15 protein-coding genes are annotated in these 16,068 nt (G+C 42.0%); 11 read left to right on the forward strand and 4 right to left on the reverse strand.

Annotated features, from left to right (window positions below; translation table 11 throughout):
* Positions 1–217: 217 nt before the first annotated feature.
* The 7 genes from tamL (at position 218) to FC093_RS12820 (ending at position 8,575) form a co-directional block, all read left to right on the forward strand.
* Entirely contained in the window at positions 218–2,551 is a 2,334-nt protein-coding gene (gene tamL, locus FC093_RS12790) for a translocation and assembly module lipoprotein TamL (RefSeq protein ID WP_137262183.1), read from the forward strand.
* 130 nt (positions 2,552–2,681) lie between these two features.
* Positions 2,682–3,674, forward strand: coding sequence for a sugar nucleotidyltransferase (locus tag FC093_RS12795; RefSeq protein ID WP_137262184.1), 993 nt, complete (start codon positions 2,682–2,684; stop codon positions 3,672–3,674).
* A gap of 246 nt (positions 3,675–3,920) precedes the next feature.
* A complete protein-coding gene (locus FC093_RS12800) occupies positions 3,921–4,865 on the forward strand; it encodes an NAD(P)H-dependent flavin oxidoreductase (RefSeq protein ID WP_137262185.1) in 945 nt (314 codons plus the stop codon).
* Positions 4,866–4,993: 128 nt separating this feature from the next.
* Entirely contained in the window at positions 4,994–5,830 is an 837-nt protein-coding gene (locus tag FC093_RS12805; RefSeq protein ID WP_170971079.1) for a polysaccharide deacetylase family protein, read from the forward strand.
* A gap of 469 nt (positions 5,831–6,299) precedes the next feature.
* On the forward strand, positions 6,300–7,337 hold the full coding sequence (locus FC093_RS12810) for a sensor histidine kinase (protein WP_137262187.1): 1,038 nt from the start codon (positions 6,300–6,302) through the stop codon (positions 7,335–7,337).
* Positions 7,338–7,370: 33 nt separating this feature from the next.
* Positions 7,371–8,099, forward strand: a complete 729-nt coding sequence (locus FC093_RS12815) for a LytR/AlgR family response regulator transcription factor (RefSeq protein WP_206106565.1) — start codon at positions 7,371–7,373, stop codon at positions 8,097–8,099.
* Between the two features lie 242 nt (positions 8,100–8,341).
* Positions 8,342–8,575 carry a hypothetical protein gene (locus FC093_RS12820; protein ID WP_240743286.1) on the forward strand — a complete coding sequence of 78 codons (234 nt, stop codon included), beginning with the start codon at positions 8,342–8,344 and terminating at the stop codon, positions 8,573–8,575.
* Between the two features lie 146 nt (positions 8,576–8,721).
* Here the strand turns inward: FC093_RS12820 and meaB are convergent, their stop codons facing one another.
* Complete coding sequence (gene meaB, locus FC093_RS12825) at positions 8,722–9,471, reverse strand: methylmalonyl Co-A mutase-associated GTPase MeaB (protein ID WP_240743287.1); 750 nt, start codon at positions 9,469–9,471, stop codon at positions 8,722–8,724.
* Positions 9,472–9,610: 139 nt separating this feature from the next.
* On the opposite strand from meaB, the gene FC093_RS12830 reads away from it, so the two are divergent.
* Positions 9,611–10,252 carry an LON peptidase substrate-binding domain-containing protein gene (locus tag FC093_RS12830; protein WP_137262188.1) on the forward strand — a complete coding sequence of 214 codons (642 nt, stop codon included), beginning with the start codon at positions 9,611–9,613 and terminating at the stop codon, positions 10,250–10,252.
* Between the two features lie 106 nt (positions 10,253–10,358).
* Here the strand turns inward: FC093_RS12830 and FC093_RS12835 are convergent, their stop codons facing one another.
* Positions 10,359–11,012 (reverse strand): Uma2 family endonuclease, encoded by a 654-nt coding sequence (locus tag FC093_RS12835; protein WP_137262189.1) that lies wholly within the window; start codon positions 11,010–11,012, stop codon positions 10,359–10,361.
* A 190-nt stretch (positions 11,013–11,202) separates the two neighbouring features.
* On the opposite strand from FC093_RS12835, the gene FC093_RS12840 reads away from it, so the two are divergent.
* From FC093_RS12840 to lptC, 3 genes are read left to right on the forward strand one after another with little or no spacing between them, the layout of a single operon-like run.
* On the forward strand, positions 11,203–11,928 hold the full coding sequence (locus FC093_RS12840; RefSeq protein WP_137262190.1) for a type III pantothenate kinase: 726 nt from the start codon (positions 11,203–11,205) through the stop codon (positions 11,926–11,928).
* Entirely contained in the window at positions 11,903–13,282 is a 1,380-nt protein-coding gene (locus FC093_RS12845) for a hypothetical protein (protein ID WP_137262191.1), read from the forward strand. The genes FC093_RS12840 and FC093_RS12845 overlap by 26 nt, the downstream gene beginning before the upstream one ends.
* Positions 13,275–13,853 (forward strand): LPS export ABC transporter periplasmic protein LptC, encoded by a 579-nt coding sequence (gene lptC / locus FC093_RS12850; RefSeq protein WP_137262192.1) that lies wholly within the window; start codon positions 13,275–13,277, stop codon positions 13,851–13,853. Before FC093_RS12845 ends, lptC begins: the two co-directional genes overlap by 8 nt.
* A gap of 397 nt (positions 13,854–14,250) precedes the next feature.
* Here lptC and FC093_RS12855 read toward each other — a convergent pair whose 3' ends face one another.
* Together FC093_RS12855 and FC093_RS12865 are read right to left on the reverse strand one after the other, a co-directional pair.
* The gene (locus FC093_RS12855) at positions 14,251–14,892 is read right to left on the reverse strand and encodes a trimeric intracellular cation channel family protein (protein WP_137262193.1); all 642 of its coding nucleotides are present in this window, start codon (positions 14,890–14,892) and stop codon (positions 14,251–14,253) included.
* A gap of 418 nt (positions 14,893–15,310) precedes the next feature.
* Entirely contained in the window at positions 15,311–15,760 is a 450-nt protein-coding gene (locus tag FC093_RS12865; protein WP_137262194.1) for a hypothetical protein, read from the reverse strand.
* Positions 15,761–16,068 lie beyond the last annotated feature (308 nt).

Here is a 16,068-nt window from a genome sequence, read left to right on the forward strand (position 1 = left end):
AAGAGTTTGGTTTTATATGTAAGTAAAAAGAAGCCGGGTTGCCCAGCATTGATGTAAAAAACTGCATCATGCAGCAAAGTTTACAATGCTGATATAATTTAAAACAATTAGCATTTAAATAAAAAAGCACGAATCTATTTGGCTGAATGAAATTATTGGCGAATGCCTGAACAGTAAATATTAGTAGTAAACACATCAGGAATACGAACACGATTACATGAATTACAGACCTATTTATTTTTTAATTGCGGGCATGATGATGTTGCTGACAGCGTGCGACAATACAAAGTATTTGCCCACCGGCACTAATCTGTTTGTAGGCGCCAAGGTGAATATAAAGGCAGACCCTGCTATAAAAAAGAAAAACAGCAAATCGCTTGCCGGTGATTTGCACGACCTGGTGAGGCCAAAGCCTAACTCCAAAATTTTAGGTGCGCGTATCAAGCTGTCGCTGTACAACAGTGTAGATACTCCTAAAGGCAAAGGGTTGCGTTATTTTATTAAATATAAATTGGGCGAACCGCCGGTAATTGCCTCGTACAGTGTGCTGGAAAAGAACCGTGAGGTAATGCAGAACTGGCTGGAAAACCGGGGCTATTTTCATGATACGGTAACACTCGATACCAATATTCAGCATAAAAAATTAACCGCTGTTTACAATGCGTACATTGGTCATCAATATACGATACGCAACATTAGCTTTCCGCAGGACTCCAGCATACTCAGCAGGCGCATGCAAGGCAGGAACAGTAAGCGGGCCCTCAGACGTTCGCTGTTTAAAGAAGGCGCACCCTACGACCTCGATGTAGTGATGGCTGAACGCCAACGCATAGATGACCGCTTGAAAGACCGGGGTTTTTATTACTTTAATCCCGATTATCTTATTGCCGAAGTGGATTCTACCGTTGGTAATCACCAGGTGGATATTGCTATGCACGTAAAGGAAAGCACACCTGAAGGCGCCAGGCGACCGTATCACATTGACAGTGTAATTGTATATGCCGATTACGACATCAGCAGCGACAGCAGCATAGCAGGTGCTAAAAAATACGGTGGTTATTTTATTGTAGATCCACATCACCGTTTTAACCCCAAAATATTCAGCCGTACGCTGGTATTCGATTCCGGTGATTTGTACAGGCGGCGCGATCATAATCTTTCGCTCAGTCGCCTTACTACGTTGGGTGTTTATAAGTTTGTAAAAGCCCGTTTTGAACCAACGCCGGGTTCAGATAGCTTGCTGAATGCTTATTATTATCTTACACCAACGTTGCCAAAATCGTTGCGGGCGCAGGTATCGGGGCTTACAAAGTCTAATAACGCAACCGGCGGCGAGATTACCCTTAGCTGGCGCAACCGTAACCTGTTTAAAGGTGCCGAACTACTTACTATTTCGGCTTATGCAGGCATCGAGCAGCAAATATCCGGCGGCATCAATGTGAGCACCCGTCGTACTGGTGTAGAAGGCAATTTGTATGTGCCGCGCATTATCGCGCCATTCCGCTTCCGTACCAACAGTGGTTATGTGCCACAAACTAAAGTAACGGCAGCTTACGAACTGTTTAACCGCAACACACAATACCTGCTTACGTCCATACGCGGCAGCTTTGGTTATGTATGGAAAGAGAATGTAAAATCGGAGCACCAGTTGAATGTCATCAATATCAACTCGGTGCAACCGGCGCACATTACCCCCGAGTTTCAAAAAGGCTTGGACACTAATGTCCTGCTACGCCGCAGCATAGAAAAACAGTTCATTATTGGCTCTAATTACAACTATAATTTTAATACTTTAAACAAGCCTACTAATATAAACAAAAAGCACAATTTTTACTTTAATGGTAACCTCGATTTATCGGGTAATTTATTAGGATTGATTACAGGTGCCAACTATAAAAAAGGCGAACAAAAAAAGATTTTCAGTACCCCTTTCTCCCAATATGCCCGCGTAGAACTGGAGCTGAGGCATCGTCTGCGATTGGGCCCAAATAGTTCATTTCATACGCGCCTCCTCGGCGGCGAAGCATACGCCTATGGCAACAGCCCAGGCGTACCTTTTATTAAGGAATTTTTTGCAGGCGGCACCAGCGATATTCGTGCATTCCGCTCGCGCACGCTTGGCCCCGGCAGCTATTATGCCGGCAACCCGCGCGATACATTTATTGCAGATCAGCCGGGTGATATAAAGCTGGAGTTGAATGCGGAGTATCGTACTAAGTTGTTTTCTATTGTAAACGGCGCCTTATTTGTAGATGCCGGTAATGTATGGACACGCAAGGCAGAAGACAGTACGCTCCCTGGCGCACGCCCCGGAACCCAGTTTACCAAACATTTTTTAAAAGATATAGCCGTGGGCATAGGTGCCGGTTTACGCTTCGATATCAACATTCTGGTGCTGCGGCTGGATGTGGCTATACCGGTAAGAATTCCTTATTACTCGCCGGCAAATCCCAGAGGTAACGGCTGGGTGTTCGACCAGATAGACTTTGGCAGTAAAGAATGGCGGCGTAACAATATTGTATATAACCTGGCTATCGGTTATCCGTTTTAAAGCGTTTACCGGCAGGTTAATTATTGCACTCAGCAAAACACCACTTTCCATTTATCATGTATTCTTTAATACTTTTGCGGTTTGGAGCAGATTTGTGTTGTATGAACACAAAAAACGGAGCAAGTAATTCATGAAAGCAATAATACCCGTAGCCGGTGCAGGCGCTAAGCTGCGACCGCATACCTATACACAGCCTAAGGCATTAATACCTATAGCTGGCAAAACCATTCTTAGCTTTATTGTAGATCAGTTGCATGATGCCGGCATTAACGAGTTTATCTTTATCGTTGGCTACTTAGGCGAAAAAATAGAGGATTACGTACGTCAAACATATCCATACCTGCATTGCCATTTTGTGCATCAGAATGAGCGGCAAGGCACCGGGCATGCCATCGAGCTTACGAAAAATATTATTAATAGCGATGAGGTAATTGTAACGCTGGGCGATACAATTTGCGAGTATGATGTGCCGCAGGTGATTAACAGTCCTTACAATATGCTGGGTGTAAAAAAAGTGGATGACCCACGCTGCTTTGGGGTAGCAGAAATTAATACCGACGATTTTATTGAGCATGTAGTGGAAAAGCCGGCTATACCCAAAAGCAATATGGCGCTGGTAGGTGTTTATAAAATAAAAGACACGCATTTTTTGTATGAATGCCTGCATCATTTATTTGCCCAAAATATAAAAACTTTAGGCGAGTACAACCTTACTGATGCACTGGAATGTATGATCAGGCGCGGCGTGCAGTTTAAATCTTTTAAAGTAAAAACCTGGTACGACTGTGGCCGTAAAGAAACGCTGCTGGATACCAATGCACTGCTGCTTAAGAAGAATGGCAGCACCATTCACGAAACAGTGCAAAACGAAAACTCTATTATTGTGCCGCCGGTAACCATTGGTGCAGGCTGCGTATTGAAGAATGCCATTATTGGTCCGCATGTATCTATTGGCCCTAATACCACGGTACAATATTCTACCGTGCGCGACAGCATTATCGGCGCTTATACTACATTGTACGAAGTGGTGATTGATAATTCTTTAATCGGCAGCGATGCTTCTGTAAAAGGCTTAAGCCGGAGTTTGAATATCGGAGATAATACAGAGATTGATTTTGGGTAAATTTGTTACCTTTTGCTTATTACTTTTAAGCTAATAACAAACATGTTAGCTGGCATATTTACTTTACCTGTAAAATAGGTAACTGTAAAAACTGCTTGTATGCTTCTGCCGCTTTCTATCTTGGCAGTCCTGCATGCAAGTATAAACTTCAATTATTATCAGGTATTCAAGTGGCACTATCCCAAATATTCAATATTAAATCTTACTTATCCAATAACTATATTGTAGTGCCTTTACCTTTAGCTTATGGCATTTTCCAATAAAATAACCCAACTCTTTGACATACAATATCCCCTTGTGCAAGCAGGCATGGTATGGGTAAGCGGCTGGCGGCTGGCAAGTGCTGTAAGCAATGCCGGTGCTTTAGGGCTTATTGGCAGCGGCAGTATGTACCCGGAAATATTAAGAGAACATATACGGAAATGTAAGGCAGCAACCGACAAACCTTTCGGCGTAAATGTGCCGCTTTTTTATAAATATACGCCGCAGCATATACAAACTATTATAGAGGAGGAGGTAAAGATTGTTTTTACTTCGGCCGGCAACCCTAAAACCTATACAGCAATGCTGCAACAACACGGCATTACCGTAGCGCATGTAGTAAGCAGCAGCAAGTTTGCTCTCAAAGCCGAAGAAGCCGGCTGCAATGCCGTAGTTGCCGAAGGCTTTGAAGCCGGTGGGCACAACGGCCGCGAAGAAACTGCCACTTTTGTATTGATTCCTGCCGTTTGCAAAACAGTAAAAATTCCGGTGATTGCAGCCGGTGGTATTGCTACCGGCCGGCAAATGCTCGCTGCTATGGTGTTGGGTGCGCAGGGCGTACAAATTGGTAGCCGCTTTGCAGCCAGCGCCGAGTCATCGGCGCACACAGCATTTAAAGAGGCGATTGTAAAAGCCGGTGAAGGCGATACGATGCTGATGATGAAAAAAACGGTGCCGGTGCGCCTGCTGCGCAATGCATTTGCCAATGCTGTGCAACAGGCGGAAGCACAAGGTGCATCGGTGGAAGAACTGCAGCAACTGCTGGGCAAAGGCAGAGCGATGAAAGGCATGTTTGAAGGCGACCTCGACAACGGTGAGTTGGAAATAGGACAGGTAAGTGCATTGATTGATGCGGTGTTACCGGCAGAACATATTGTAAGAGAAATATGGAATGAATTTGAAGAAAGCTTGCAAAAGCCTTTAGGATAAAACTGCAACGTGCTCTTTATTTCATATTTCCAAACGCTGTCAAAATCTTAAAGTATGCTTATAAGATATTCACCCATCCGCGCATAAGGATGGGAACGCCTACTTTTACCCTCAAACAAATTTTTGAAATGAATACTTTTTTGAAGCGTGGACTCGCAATGCTACCGCTTGGCTTAGCAGTGATGAGCCTGATGACGAGTTGCAAAGGCAAAGATGAGAATGCCGGTAAAGATTCTACCAAAGTAGTAGCCAAAGTACCTACACCCGGAGATACTATAACACTCGACCCCAACAAACGTTATATTTACCTCACCTGGGACGATTCGCCGCAGCCGCCCGGTACCAATATATGCCGGCGTGTTTTTCAGGAACAAGGCGTAAAAGCTACCTTTTTTGGTGTAGGCTTCAATATGTTCGAGCCTTCACGCCGCCGTATGATTGATTCTATACGCGCTGCATACCCACAGTTTTTGCTGGCAAACCACAGCTTCTCGCATGGTATGCAAGATCACTATAAAGATTTTTATACACACCCAGATAGTGCGGTAAACGACTTTTTACACGCGGAACAATTAATGAAAATTCCGGTGAAAATCATTCGTATGCCGGGCAGTAACTCGTGGGTGGGAAAAGACCTGAATAAAGGCCCAAATTCGGCTAAGTTGGTGCGCGATCGGCTGGACAGCATGGGTTATAAAGTAATTGGCTGGGACCTGGAATGGAATCAAAAGCCGGGAACTAAAGCACCTTTGCAAACGCCTACCGAAATGGTAGATGCTATCAATAAAAGATTTGAGCAGGAATATACCACCGAGCCGAATGCAATAGTAATATTATCGCACGACCGCCTGTTTGGCACACAACAGTATGCCGATTCGCTGGCGAAATTTATACAATTGCTGAAGCAAGACCCGCGCAACGTGTTTGAAACTATTGATCACTATCCGTTGGTGATGCGTAAATAGCTTTTTGAACCACGAAAGTGCAACGATACAAAGATGCACACAGGTGTCTTTGTATCGTTGTTTGTTTATGAAGCTGTTTAACTTTTTTATTTTGCAGTCATTTTACACCGTTAATTTAGACCAACAGGAAAACGGCGAAGCCATTACATTTAGTAAATTGCTCTCTTACTTTAACTAATTGATTATGGAGATGTCTCCTATCGGAGGACGACGAATTTGAAACAGGATTTTATCCTAAAAATCTAAATAGCGCCTATGTAAAAAGCAAAAGGGTAATGATTGAAGCTATTTTAAACAACAAGTATTCTGGTAAATAAATATAAAAGCCACCTCCTGGTGGCTTTTTGCATACTATATGGCAAAAAAATATCATAACCTGCCTCCTTATTGCCACACAGCTATGGCTTATTGCCACTAATCAAATATTGTTTTTTGCAGTTAGTTGTCTATTTTTATGTTTGTGATACACATGCGTAAACTTTCTCCATATTGGTTGTGCCAGATAGGTGGCTGGAGCCTGTATGGGCTTATAAATGTATTCTTCTATTATACTATCAGCCCTAAAACAGAAGCAAACTTTTACAACACACTTTTGCTGTATATGGCAGAAGGCTTTGTAATAAGCCATTTAATGCGCACCGTAATACAGCAGTATGGACTGCTCAACCTGCCTATTACCCGGCAGATTATTACCCTGTTTAGTCTTACGTTGGTATTTGCTTTTTTATATTCCATTGTAGATAACCTGATGGTAAGCCAGCTTGGGCTGGAAACAGAAACCGTAAAAAAGTATTCGTTTGGTATCAAGGTGGTACGCATAGCTGTAGGTACTTTTTTCTTCCTTTGTATGTGGAATCTGATTTATTTTAGCTACCACTACATTATGAAGAGCCGCAAAGACCAGCTGGATAAAGTGCGGCTGGAAAGTCTGGTGAAAGAATTAGAGCTAAAGACCATTAAGGCACATATTAACCCCCACTTTATTTTTAATGCACTTAACAGCATTCGAGCCCTGGTGGATGAAGACCCGGAACGTGCGCGTACAGCTATTACCGAGTTGAGCAATATTTTGCGCAGCAGTATGTATGCCGAGAAAGTAGAAACCACGTCGCTGGAGCGCGAGCTGAGTATTGTAAAAGATTATCTTGCGCTGGAACATATCCGCTTTGAAGACCGGCTGCACGTAGAGTATGATATTGATGAAGATACGCTCGATCTGCCGGTACCACCCATGATGCTGCAAACACTGGTAGAAAATGCCATAAAGCATGGCATCAGCAAGCAAAAAGAAGGCGGTGTGATAAAGGTAATGAGTGATTTTAAAGATAACCATTACGAACTGGTTGTGCAGAATACCGGTCACCTCAACGGGCGTTCGCTTAAAGATGGTTTTGGCATTAGCGGTACCATCAACCGGCTGCACCTGATGTTTGGCGATAATGCATTTTTTGATATTAAAGATAAAGACAGCAACCTGGTGGAAGCTAAAGTTGTGCTGCCGGTTTAAATACAACATCAAACACTAACAATTATATTGTGTATGCCTATTAAAGCTATTATTATTGATGATGAACGTCTTGCCCGTAACGAACTGAAAAAATTGCTGCACGATCATGCCGATGTGGAAGTAATTGACGAAGCTGCTAATGTAGATGAAGGCGTAGAAAAAATAGAATTGCAAAATCCTGATTTGATTTTCCTTGATATACAAATGCCCGGCAAAACCGGTTTTCAGTTGCTGGAAGAGCTGGAGCGTGCACCGCATGTAGTGTTTACAACCGCGTATGATGAATATGCGCTGAAAGCTTTTGAAGTAAATGCACTGGATTATTTGTTGAAACCGGTAGAGCCCAAGCGCCTGGCAGATGCCATTCATAAAGTACAATACGAGATAAACAAAGAAGCAGCTGGTAACAACCTCAACCGTGGCCCACTTACCGATCTTGATCAGGTTTTTGTAAAAGATGGCGAGCGCTGCTGGTTTGTAAAGCTGGGCGAAATACGCTTGTTTGAAAGTGTAGGCAACTATGCCAAAGTATTTTTTGCCAATAATAAGCCACTTATTCTTAAGTCGTTGAATGCGCTGGAAGAACGCCTTGATCCGCGCACATTTTTTCGTGCCAACCGCAAGCACATCATCAACCTGCGTTGGATAGAAAAAATAGAACCTTATTTCAATGGCGGTTTGTTGGTAGAACTGAAAGGCGGCGAAAAAATAGAAGTAAGCCGGAGACAGACCGTGAAGTTTAAAGAGATGATGAGTTTGTAAGTTGTAGTTTCCTGCGCATGCTTTTTGCAGCACTGCAGCCACCTTTCGTTAAGAGGTTTGTGGAACAATCTGAAGTGCTACTATAAAACTATTGGTAGCATTAATAGAGTCGCACTCTTCAACACTTATTCTTTATTCCGCAAGGTTATAGTTTGTCATTATCATTATTATCAGTAACGGTATATTGACTTTTCATTTTCAAATCCTTTGCCGCTTCAACTTATAAATGCCGTATTTTTGCAATGCTAAACTATTGGATGATGATGAAGCGATTTTTATTACTTTTTATAGGTATGTGGATGGCATTTGCCGTACAGGCGCAATGCTCTATTTGTACCAAAACGGCGCAACAACTGGGCGAAGGGCCGGGTAAAGGCCTGAATGGCGGTATTTTGTACCTGATGATTATGCCGTTGAGCATTGGAGGCATTATAGGTTACAAGTGGTGGATGAATCAAAAACAAATACAAGAGTAGTTAGTACGCTGCAAACTGCGTTGCAAACCGGTAAATGTTGAAATGACTATCATACTGCGGTTGTATAGCTTCTTCCAATAGGGCCCGGCTTATATTTTTCATTCTGCTACGTTGTATTAACTGATAAGCCCTCTCGGCAAGTAAGCTTATTTTCTTCTCCTTATTGCTTGTATCTTGCTTTTTTTAAGTATTGCTTCAAATAATACTTCTATTCCTTCCTTTTCCGTAGCAATTGTTTTTATTACACTTATATTCTTCTGCTGATGCGCTACCAATTTTTGTAAGTTATGTTTAAACTGTTGTGCACCTGGTCTGTCAGCCTTATTTACTACAAAAATGTCGGCAATCTCGGTAAGCCCTGCTTTCATCGTTTGCACTTCATCGCCGGCTTCCGGTACATACATTACAACAGTTACATCAGCCAAGGCGGCTATTTCTACTTCATTTTGCCCAACGCCTACCGTTTCAACTATAATATAATCGAATGGTGCAGTTTTTAGTACATCTGTAATCTCTATTACCGTTGGGCACAAGCCACCCAGCGCACCGCGGCTCGCCACCGAGCGTATGTACACTGAAGGATGATTGTACCAGGTATTCATCCGCAACCGGTCGCCAAGTAAAGCGCCGCGGCTAAACGGCGAAGATGGATCAACGCATAACACGGCTACGCGTTTGTTTTGTTTGATTATTACTTCAATCAATCCATCGGTGAGCGTGCTTTTGCCGGCACCGGGTGCGCCGGTAATACCAATCACAGGTTGGTTGGAAAGCGGCAGATTACAGAGCAAATCTTCATAGCCCGGTACTTCATTTTCTACCAAAGAAATACTACGTGATAAAGCTTGTATATTGCCTGCCGGAAGCGCCTCCAATAAGTGTTGCACCTGGTTCATAAAGTAAATATCGGTAGCTGCAACATGTGCTTTGTATAAAGCATCAAATATTTTTGTAAACAGGCAGATTTTTGTTTTAACATTATTACAAATTACACGCGTTCAACTGTACAATGCAATTACCTATAACTTTGTCGCTATGATTAATTTTGTTCCCATTTTTCCTTTAGAAATTGTGGTGTTCCCTGGGGAGCAGCTCAACCTGCATATTTTTGAAGACCGCTATAAACAACTGATAAAGGAATGTTTTGCAGAAAAAAAATCGTTTGGCATACCTACCGTGCTGAGCAATAAAGTGGCAGAAATGGGTACGCTGGTAGAAATAACCGAAATAGTGGCGGTGCACGATGATGGCAAGATGGACATTCGCACCAAAGGATTAGCTGTTTTTCGTGTGCTGGAAGTAATTAAAAATGTACCCGATAAACTATACAGCGGTGCTATTGTAGATTATCCTGCCAATAACGATGCAAAGCAGGTGCGTATGATGCAAAGAATAATGAACAGCCTGCGCGAGTTGCATATTTTACTGAATGTAGATAAAGACTTTAAAAAGCCGGATGAAGAATTGGTGAGCTATGATATTGCGCACCATGCGGGCTTATCGCTGGATGAAGAATACGAACTCCTGGGTTTGCTGCGCGAAGACCAGCGGTTGGAATATTTAAAACGTCACCTCAACAAAGTATTGCCGATCATTGCCGGTGCCGAACAACTGCGTAAAAGAGTAAAATTGAATGGGCATTTTAAGGAACTGAAGGGCTTCAACTTAGACCTGTAATTTTTTTGAACCGTGAAGAAAGAAAGAGCGCAAAGGTTCACGAAGGAAATAAAGAAGAAAATCTTTGTGGAGCTTTTTTCTTCGTGTCCTTATGGTCAGATAATTTTCAAGCTTGCATAATCTGTTGCAATACTTTCATGTTTTCTGTTTCGTCAAAAACAGCTTGTACAGGAATAGTAAAGTCTGCTATGGCTTTGCTGGTAATGCTTCCTGTTTTGCCTTTGAACTCCAGCACATAGGCATCGCCTTGCAGGAAATATTGTTCTGCCGATTTCTGTGCGGGATCAACTATCCAGTATTCGCTTACGCCATGCAATGCATAATCGGTAAACTTAATACCTCTGTCGTATTTTTCTGTAGAAGGCGATACAACTTCTACGATTAAGTCGGGCGCGGGAAACAGCATTTGTCCCGGGGTGAATGCATCTGCTTTCGCCTTTTTGAAGAAAACAATATCCGGCTCGTAGCTATTGCGGGTAAGCTGAATCATTGCTTTTTCTGTAAACACACTTCCGCACTTTTTCATAATAGCATAATAATGCATTAATGAAAATAGTAACCCAGTTACTCCTAAATGCTCCCGTTTCGCCGGCGAATGCATAATTACTTCGCCATTGATAAACTCTGCTTTATCACTTTCAGAAATATGATTATAAAACTCCATACGCCGCTGCTCTTCTTCCTGTAATATCTGTGTGAGCTCATTGACCAGTATTTTTAAATTGGGTTTTTGCTTTAATTCTTCTATCAAAACATCCATACACAACAATTGAAGTTTAAAGTTACAATTTTATTTTTCACGGTGAGCGCTAAGAACGTATCGGTTACGCAGAGATAGGTTAAACGCTGCCTAACCGATATTTACTCCTGTTATCTGCGGTGAAAAATAAAAACATCTGTGTTCATCTGTGAGCAACCTATCCTAATTTAGCCACCGTTATTAACCAGTTATGCAAACAACACTCTGCTTCGATTTTGGTAATTCACGGCTTAAATGTGCAGTATTTTATGGCAAAGACATGCAGGATTTAATAGTGCTGCACAACGATGCGCCGGAAGTCATACATCAATTAGTACAACAATACCATCCCGATAAAACCATCTTATCTTCTGTTATTAATCACAATCCCGAAATAGAAGACATTTTAGCGGCTAATACTGCTTTTCACAAATTGACTTACGCCAGCAAACTGCCATTCGCAACCCCGGTGGGCAAACCCGAAACGATAGGCGCAGATAGATTGGCATTAGTGGCGGCTGCTGTTGACTTATATCCCAGGCAACACAATGTGGTCATTGCTTTAGGCTCGTGTATTACGTTCAACTTCGTTAATAAATTTCACCAGTTTTTGGGTGGTAGTATTTCGCCGGGTTTGGAGATGCGTTTTAAAGCTATGCACGACCACACTGCACTACTTCCTTTGGTAGAACCCAACTGGAATTTTCCGCTGATTGGCTACGATACACGCACTAATTTATTGAGTGGCGTAATACTCGGAATGAGCAAAGAAATTGATGGCTTTTTAGATGAATATACTTTGAGGTACAGCAACTTTAACGCGCTTTTAACCGGCGGAAATATGGCATTCTTCCTCCCGCATCTCAAAAACAAGATATTTGCAGACCCTTATCTAATCTATAAAGGACTGTATGCTATTAGTGAAGCGAACTATTAATTATATTGTATTAACAGCTTTTTTTTTATCCATCTATAGCGTACTTCAGGCGCAGGAAAACTCACCTTATTCGCGGTATGGTTTAGGCGATTTATATCCAAACCAAAGTATTGCTTCGCGTGCTATGGGTGGTATTACTGCGGCGTACAACGACGGTCAGACGCTCAATGCCGATAACCCTGCCACTTACGGCGATATACGTTCTTATAACAATGGCGGTATGGTTACGTTTGATGTAGGTACAAGCATTGATTCGCGTACACTGCACAGCGTCAACCCGGTATTAAAATACAATTCAGCTAATTTTATTCCTTCTTATATACTTATTGGGTTACCGCTAAGCAAAAAACACTGGGGGTTAGTTGCCGGCTTGCGCCCTATGACACGCGTAAACTACAGCATTCAAAGTCCCGGACGCATCCCTGCCGATACGCTGGAAAACTTGTACGAAGGCAGCGGTGGCGTTAATCAGGCATTTGTAGGAATTGGCAAGCGTTGGGGCGGCTTTAGTATTGGCGCCAATGGCGGTTATTTGTTTGGCAGAAAAGAAATTTCTACCAAAACCATCTTCCTCAACGATAGTGTACGATACAACAGTGGTAACGTGGCCGAGCAGCAAAACTTTGGAGGTTTGTTTGCCGCTGTTGGTACACAAGTAAATATTAAATTAGGTACAAAAACAGACAGCTTAAGCAAAATAAAATCTACCTACAGCTTACGCCTGGGAGTAGCCGGTATGTTTAAGCAAAACATCAATGTAACATCGGATAAACTCAACGAAACATTTACCTACGATGCTAATGGTGCTGTTGTAGCGCAAGACACGGTATGGTATCATCCCGATGTGAATGGTAAGGTTGTACTACCCACTACTTTCAATGCTGGTTTTATGATTGTGGATCAGCAATCGCTCCTGGGCATTGCCACCGATTATAAGTGGATGGCCGGCGCCGAAATAAGTGTAGGTAAGTGGGGCGATGAATACCATTACCCCGATAAAAGCGAGCCGCTAACCAACAGTTGGATGCTGCGTGCAGGCGTGCAGTTTGTGCCATCACTTTTCTCTGCGTCGGGTGGTTTTTTTGGTCATGCTATTTACCGCGCAGGTTTTTATACCGGCAACGATTATGTACGTGCCGATGGCAACGATTTAAAGGTTACTGCCTTTACGTTTGGCGCCGGTTTCCGTACCCGTAAATTCAATAGCTACAGCAACCAATCTACCGTTATTAATACCGCTTTTGAGATTGGCAGGCGCGGTACAAATGTTAATAACATCACCGAGAACTTCTTTAAATTTTCTGTCGGCTTATCTTTGAGTGATATTTGGTTTATCAAACGTAAGTATGACTAATGTTCTTTTGTATAAACGTCTTTTAAAAGCAGTCTTACTCACAGGCTGCTTTTTTGTGTGTGCCTGCGAAAACGATATGCACCAGGTAGAAGCGCTTAGCAAAAGAACAACTGCCGTGGAAGAAGCCTTGAATGTAGAAAGCTATCTCAGCCAAGGGGCTGTTGTAAAAGCTAAACTAATTGCTCCGCTGATGCTGCGGATACAAAGTGATACACCTGCTTACGAATTTCCCAAAACCCTGCATGTTGATTTTTATAATGATAGCACGCAGGTAGAAAGTCAGCTATTTGCCAGATATGGCCGCTACATGCAAAATCAGAATAAAGTATTGCTGCAGGATAGTGTGATAGTATTTAATATTAAAGGCGATACACTGCGCACCAACGAACTCTGGTGGGACCAGAACAAAGGTAATTTTTACACCGATAAACCGGTAAGCATTCATAAAGGTCACAGCGATATTATCAATGCAATTGGCATGACTGCTACGCAGGACTTGGAGGATATTAACCTGTTTAAAATTCAACCTTCCACCTACTTGCATGTGGCTGATAGTACGCTGCCGGAGTAAGAGGGGGTGGGAAGTATGTTAACGAACAAGGCTTGCCGAGCCGCGAACCGCTCTTGAATAAAGTCAACAATGTTGATGATTACTACTGTTGTTAATCTGCATTCCGTTTGCTGGAACTGCTACCCATTAGCAATTTATAATTGATTGCTTGCATGTCCTTTAGCTTTGTGTTAAATAAAGGCATACTAAACTATTAATTATTATCTTTCTTTTCGTGGCAATATCCGGCCGCTCAATCGTCTTATGATAGTTTTCTTTTCAGGATTCTACGGGAATATTTTATCAGAAAACTGTTTATTAATCCTTTTAAAAAATATTTGTAAAATCAAAGTTTTTAGTTCAATTGGTTTGGCTTTAATACAAGTGAGCGAAGGCTGCAAAGCAGGATATGCAGGTTTTAATTATCTACGCTGGCTTTGCCATTTGAAAAAGAAGGCAGGTTCCAATGATAACGGAGCGCTAATATCCGTAATGTAAAACATATAGTTAATGCAATGATCGCAATCCAATCGTTTGATACCCATTTTAAATGATTTCCTAAAACTACAATTAAAGCACCTATAAGAGCCGCTGATGCATAAATTTCTTTTTCCAATATAACAGGTACCCTGTTAAGCACGATATCACGCAATACTCCGCCACCAACGGCTGTCATAATTCCTAAAAGAACGGCTACCTCTCCGTTGTGGCCATACGAAAGCGCTTTTTGCGCCCCCGTAACAGCGAACAATGATAAGCCGGCGGCATCAAACAGCAATACAGGACGGTTAAGCCGTTGTACGATAGGATATAAACCAATCGTCATTATTGCAGCTACCAGTGCTATAGCAAGGTAATACCAGGTCGTTAGGCCTGCGGGTGGAATAGCTCCGATACAAACATCGCGGATGATACCGCCACCACAGGCAACTGTATATGCAATAGTGCAAATCCCAAACAAATCAAGACCTCGATGTCTTGCTGCCGTGGCACCGCTTATCGCAAAGGCAAAAGTACCTGCCAGGTCAAGAAAATAGTAAATCGTATGTAGTTTATCCATCTTTTTTGCAACGGTTAGGCGTTTAATTAAACCATGCCCCGGCGGCTGTTATCATGGCCTGCAACCCGGTTTTTGAAGCAGGATTGATAACAGGTGCAAATTTGGGTGAATGATTACCTGAATAGAATTGAACTCATAATTTTTATGGCTTCTAAACCTGTTGCAGGTCTGTACCATCGATGAACCAAAAAACATAAGGCACTTTCCAACTCCTTCCAAAAAGCCATCAGCCAGGTTACGTGCAGTTCAGGTTTGCATATATGCGATACACCAATCTCTATCCCTTTTTCGTCCCTGGCTACTTTTGTACCTGCATAAGGCAATCTTGTAGCCCCGGAAACATAAGATTATTAAAATTCTGTTGTTCAGCCCATGTTTGTACGCCCCCATTTTTGGCAATGCGCTGTTAGCGGTAAAACTACTTTTCTTTATCCAGGTTTAAATAATAGAGTTTAGCTGCCTGTTCTATTTCATCATCCAAGTCGCTGTCAATTTTAAATGAGAACAATGTCCACTTATCATTTGGTTTATATAATTTGAAGATAAATCTCATTGGTTGTCTGTCATATTTTATCATATATGAATAAAGAATAAAACTCTCTGAAAACTGCTTTTTCGTTATAAGTTCATAACCATAATATTTTCCAACATAATCAACGGTGTATTTATTAACCTCATTTTTCATTGTTTCAATACCGTCCTTTATTCTAATAGTCCATGGATTTGTTGCGTAAATGTCTTCTACGGCTTTGCCTGGGGACTTCGCATATTCTTTAAAGAATGTGTTGATTAAATCTTCAGGATTAGATTGTCCAACTGAAGTCAATGAAAACAATGTCACTGCAGCAAGGATGATTAGTTTTTTCATGTTTGCCTGTATGATGCTTTGTTGTCTGTTTAAGCTTTGCAATTAACAGATTAGCGCTTTGTGAAGATGGGAATTTTATATTCGTCCACCCGGAACCGCTGCTTGGCTTTTTGATAAAGTTAAATATTAAGTACTCAAGCTGGGCTTTATTCGTCCAGTCCCGAACCACAGTACAACAGAATTACTGACCCGTCCTGAAAAAAGTTGACTGGTTTTAGTTAATAATCCTGTTATTGGTTGATGAAGATAATACATCCTGAATAAGGTTGATTTTTTTGTTGTTTGCCCGTGCGTTGGCAAAAATATTT

The sequence above is a fragment of the Ilyomonas limi genome, assembly GCF_005233845.1.
Taxonomy (GTDB): Bacteria; Bacteroidota; Bacteroidia; order Chitinophagales; family Chitinophagaceae; genus Ilyomonas; species Ilyomonas limi.

What these genes read in the sequence shown, in the direction of transcription:
- tamL (WP_137262183.1), top strand. Translation starts at nt 218, where the DNA reads ATGAATTACAGACCTATTTATTTTTTAATTGCGGGCATGATGATGTTG.
- FC093_RS12795 (WP_137262184.1), top strand. Translation starts at nt 2,682, where the DNA reads ATGAAAGCAATAATACCCGTAGCCGGTGCAGGCGCTAAGCTGCGACCG.
- FC093_RS12800 (WP_137262185.1), top strand. Translation starts at nt 3,921, where the DNA reads ATGGCATTTTCCAATAAAATAACCCAACTCTTTGACATACAATATCCC.
- FC093_RS12805 (WP_170971079.1), top strand. Translation starts at nt 4,994, where the DNA reads ATGAATACTTTTTTGAAGCGTGGACTCGCAATGCTACCGCTTGGCTTA.
- FC093_RS12810 (WP_137262187.1), top strand. Translation starts at nt 6,300, where the DNA reads ATGCGTAAACTTTCTCCATATTGGTTGTGCCAGATAGGTGGCTGGAGC.
- FC093_RS12815 (WP_206106565.1), top strand. Translation starts at nt 7,371, where the DNA reads ATGCCTATTAAAGCTATTATTATTGATGATGAACGTCTTGCCCGTAAC.
- FC093_RS12820 (WP_240743286.1), top strand. Translation starts at nt 8,342, where the DNA reads ATGCTAAACTATTGGATGATGATGAAGCGATTTTTATTACTTTTTATA.
- meaB (WP_240743287.1), bottom strand. Translation starts at nt 9,471, where the DNA reads ATGAACCAGGTGCAACACTTATTGGAGGCGCTTCCGGCAGGCAATATA.
- FC093_RS12830 (WP_137262188.1), top strand. Translation starts at nt 9,611, where the DNA reads ATGATTAATTTTGTTCCCATTTTTCCTTTAGAAATTGTGGTGTTCCCT.
- FC093_RS12835 (WP_137262189.1), bottom strand. Translation starts at nt 11,012, where the DNA reads ATGGATGTTTTGATAGAAGAATTAAAGCAAAAACCCAATTTAAAAATA.
- FC093_RS12840 (WP_137262190.1), top strand. Translation starts at nt 11,203, where the DNA reads ATGCAAACAACACTCTGCTTCGATTTTGGTAATTCACGGCTTAAATGT.
- FC093_RS12845 (WP_137262191.1), top strand. Translation starts at nt 11,903, where the DNA reads ATGCTATTAGTGAAGCGAACTATTAATTATATTGTATTAACAGCTTTT.
- lptC (WP_137262192.1), top strand. Translation starts at nt 13,275, where the DNA reads ATGACTAATGTTCTTTTGTATAAACGTCTTTTAAAAGCAGTCTTACTC.
- FC093_RS12855 (WP_137262193.1), bottom strand. Translation starts at nt 14,892, where the DNA reads ATGGATAAACTACATACGATTTACTATTTTCTTGACCTGGCAGGTACT.
- FC093_RS12865 (WP_137262194.1), bottom strand. Translation starts at nt 15,760, where the DNA reads ATGAAAAAACTAATCATCCTTGCTGCAGTGACATTGTTTTCATTGACT.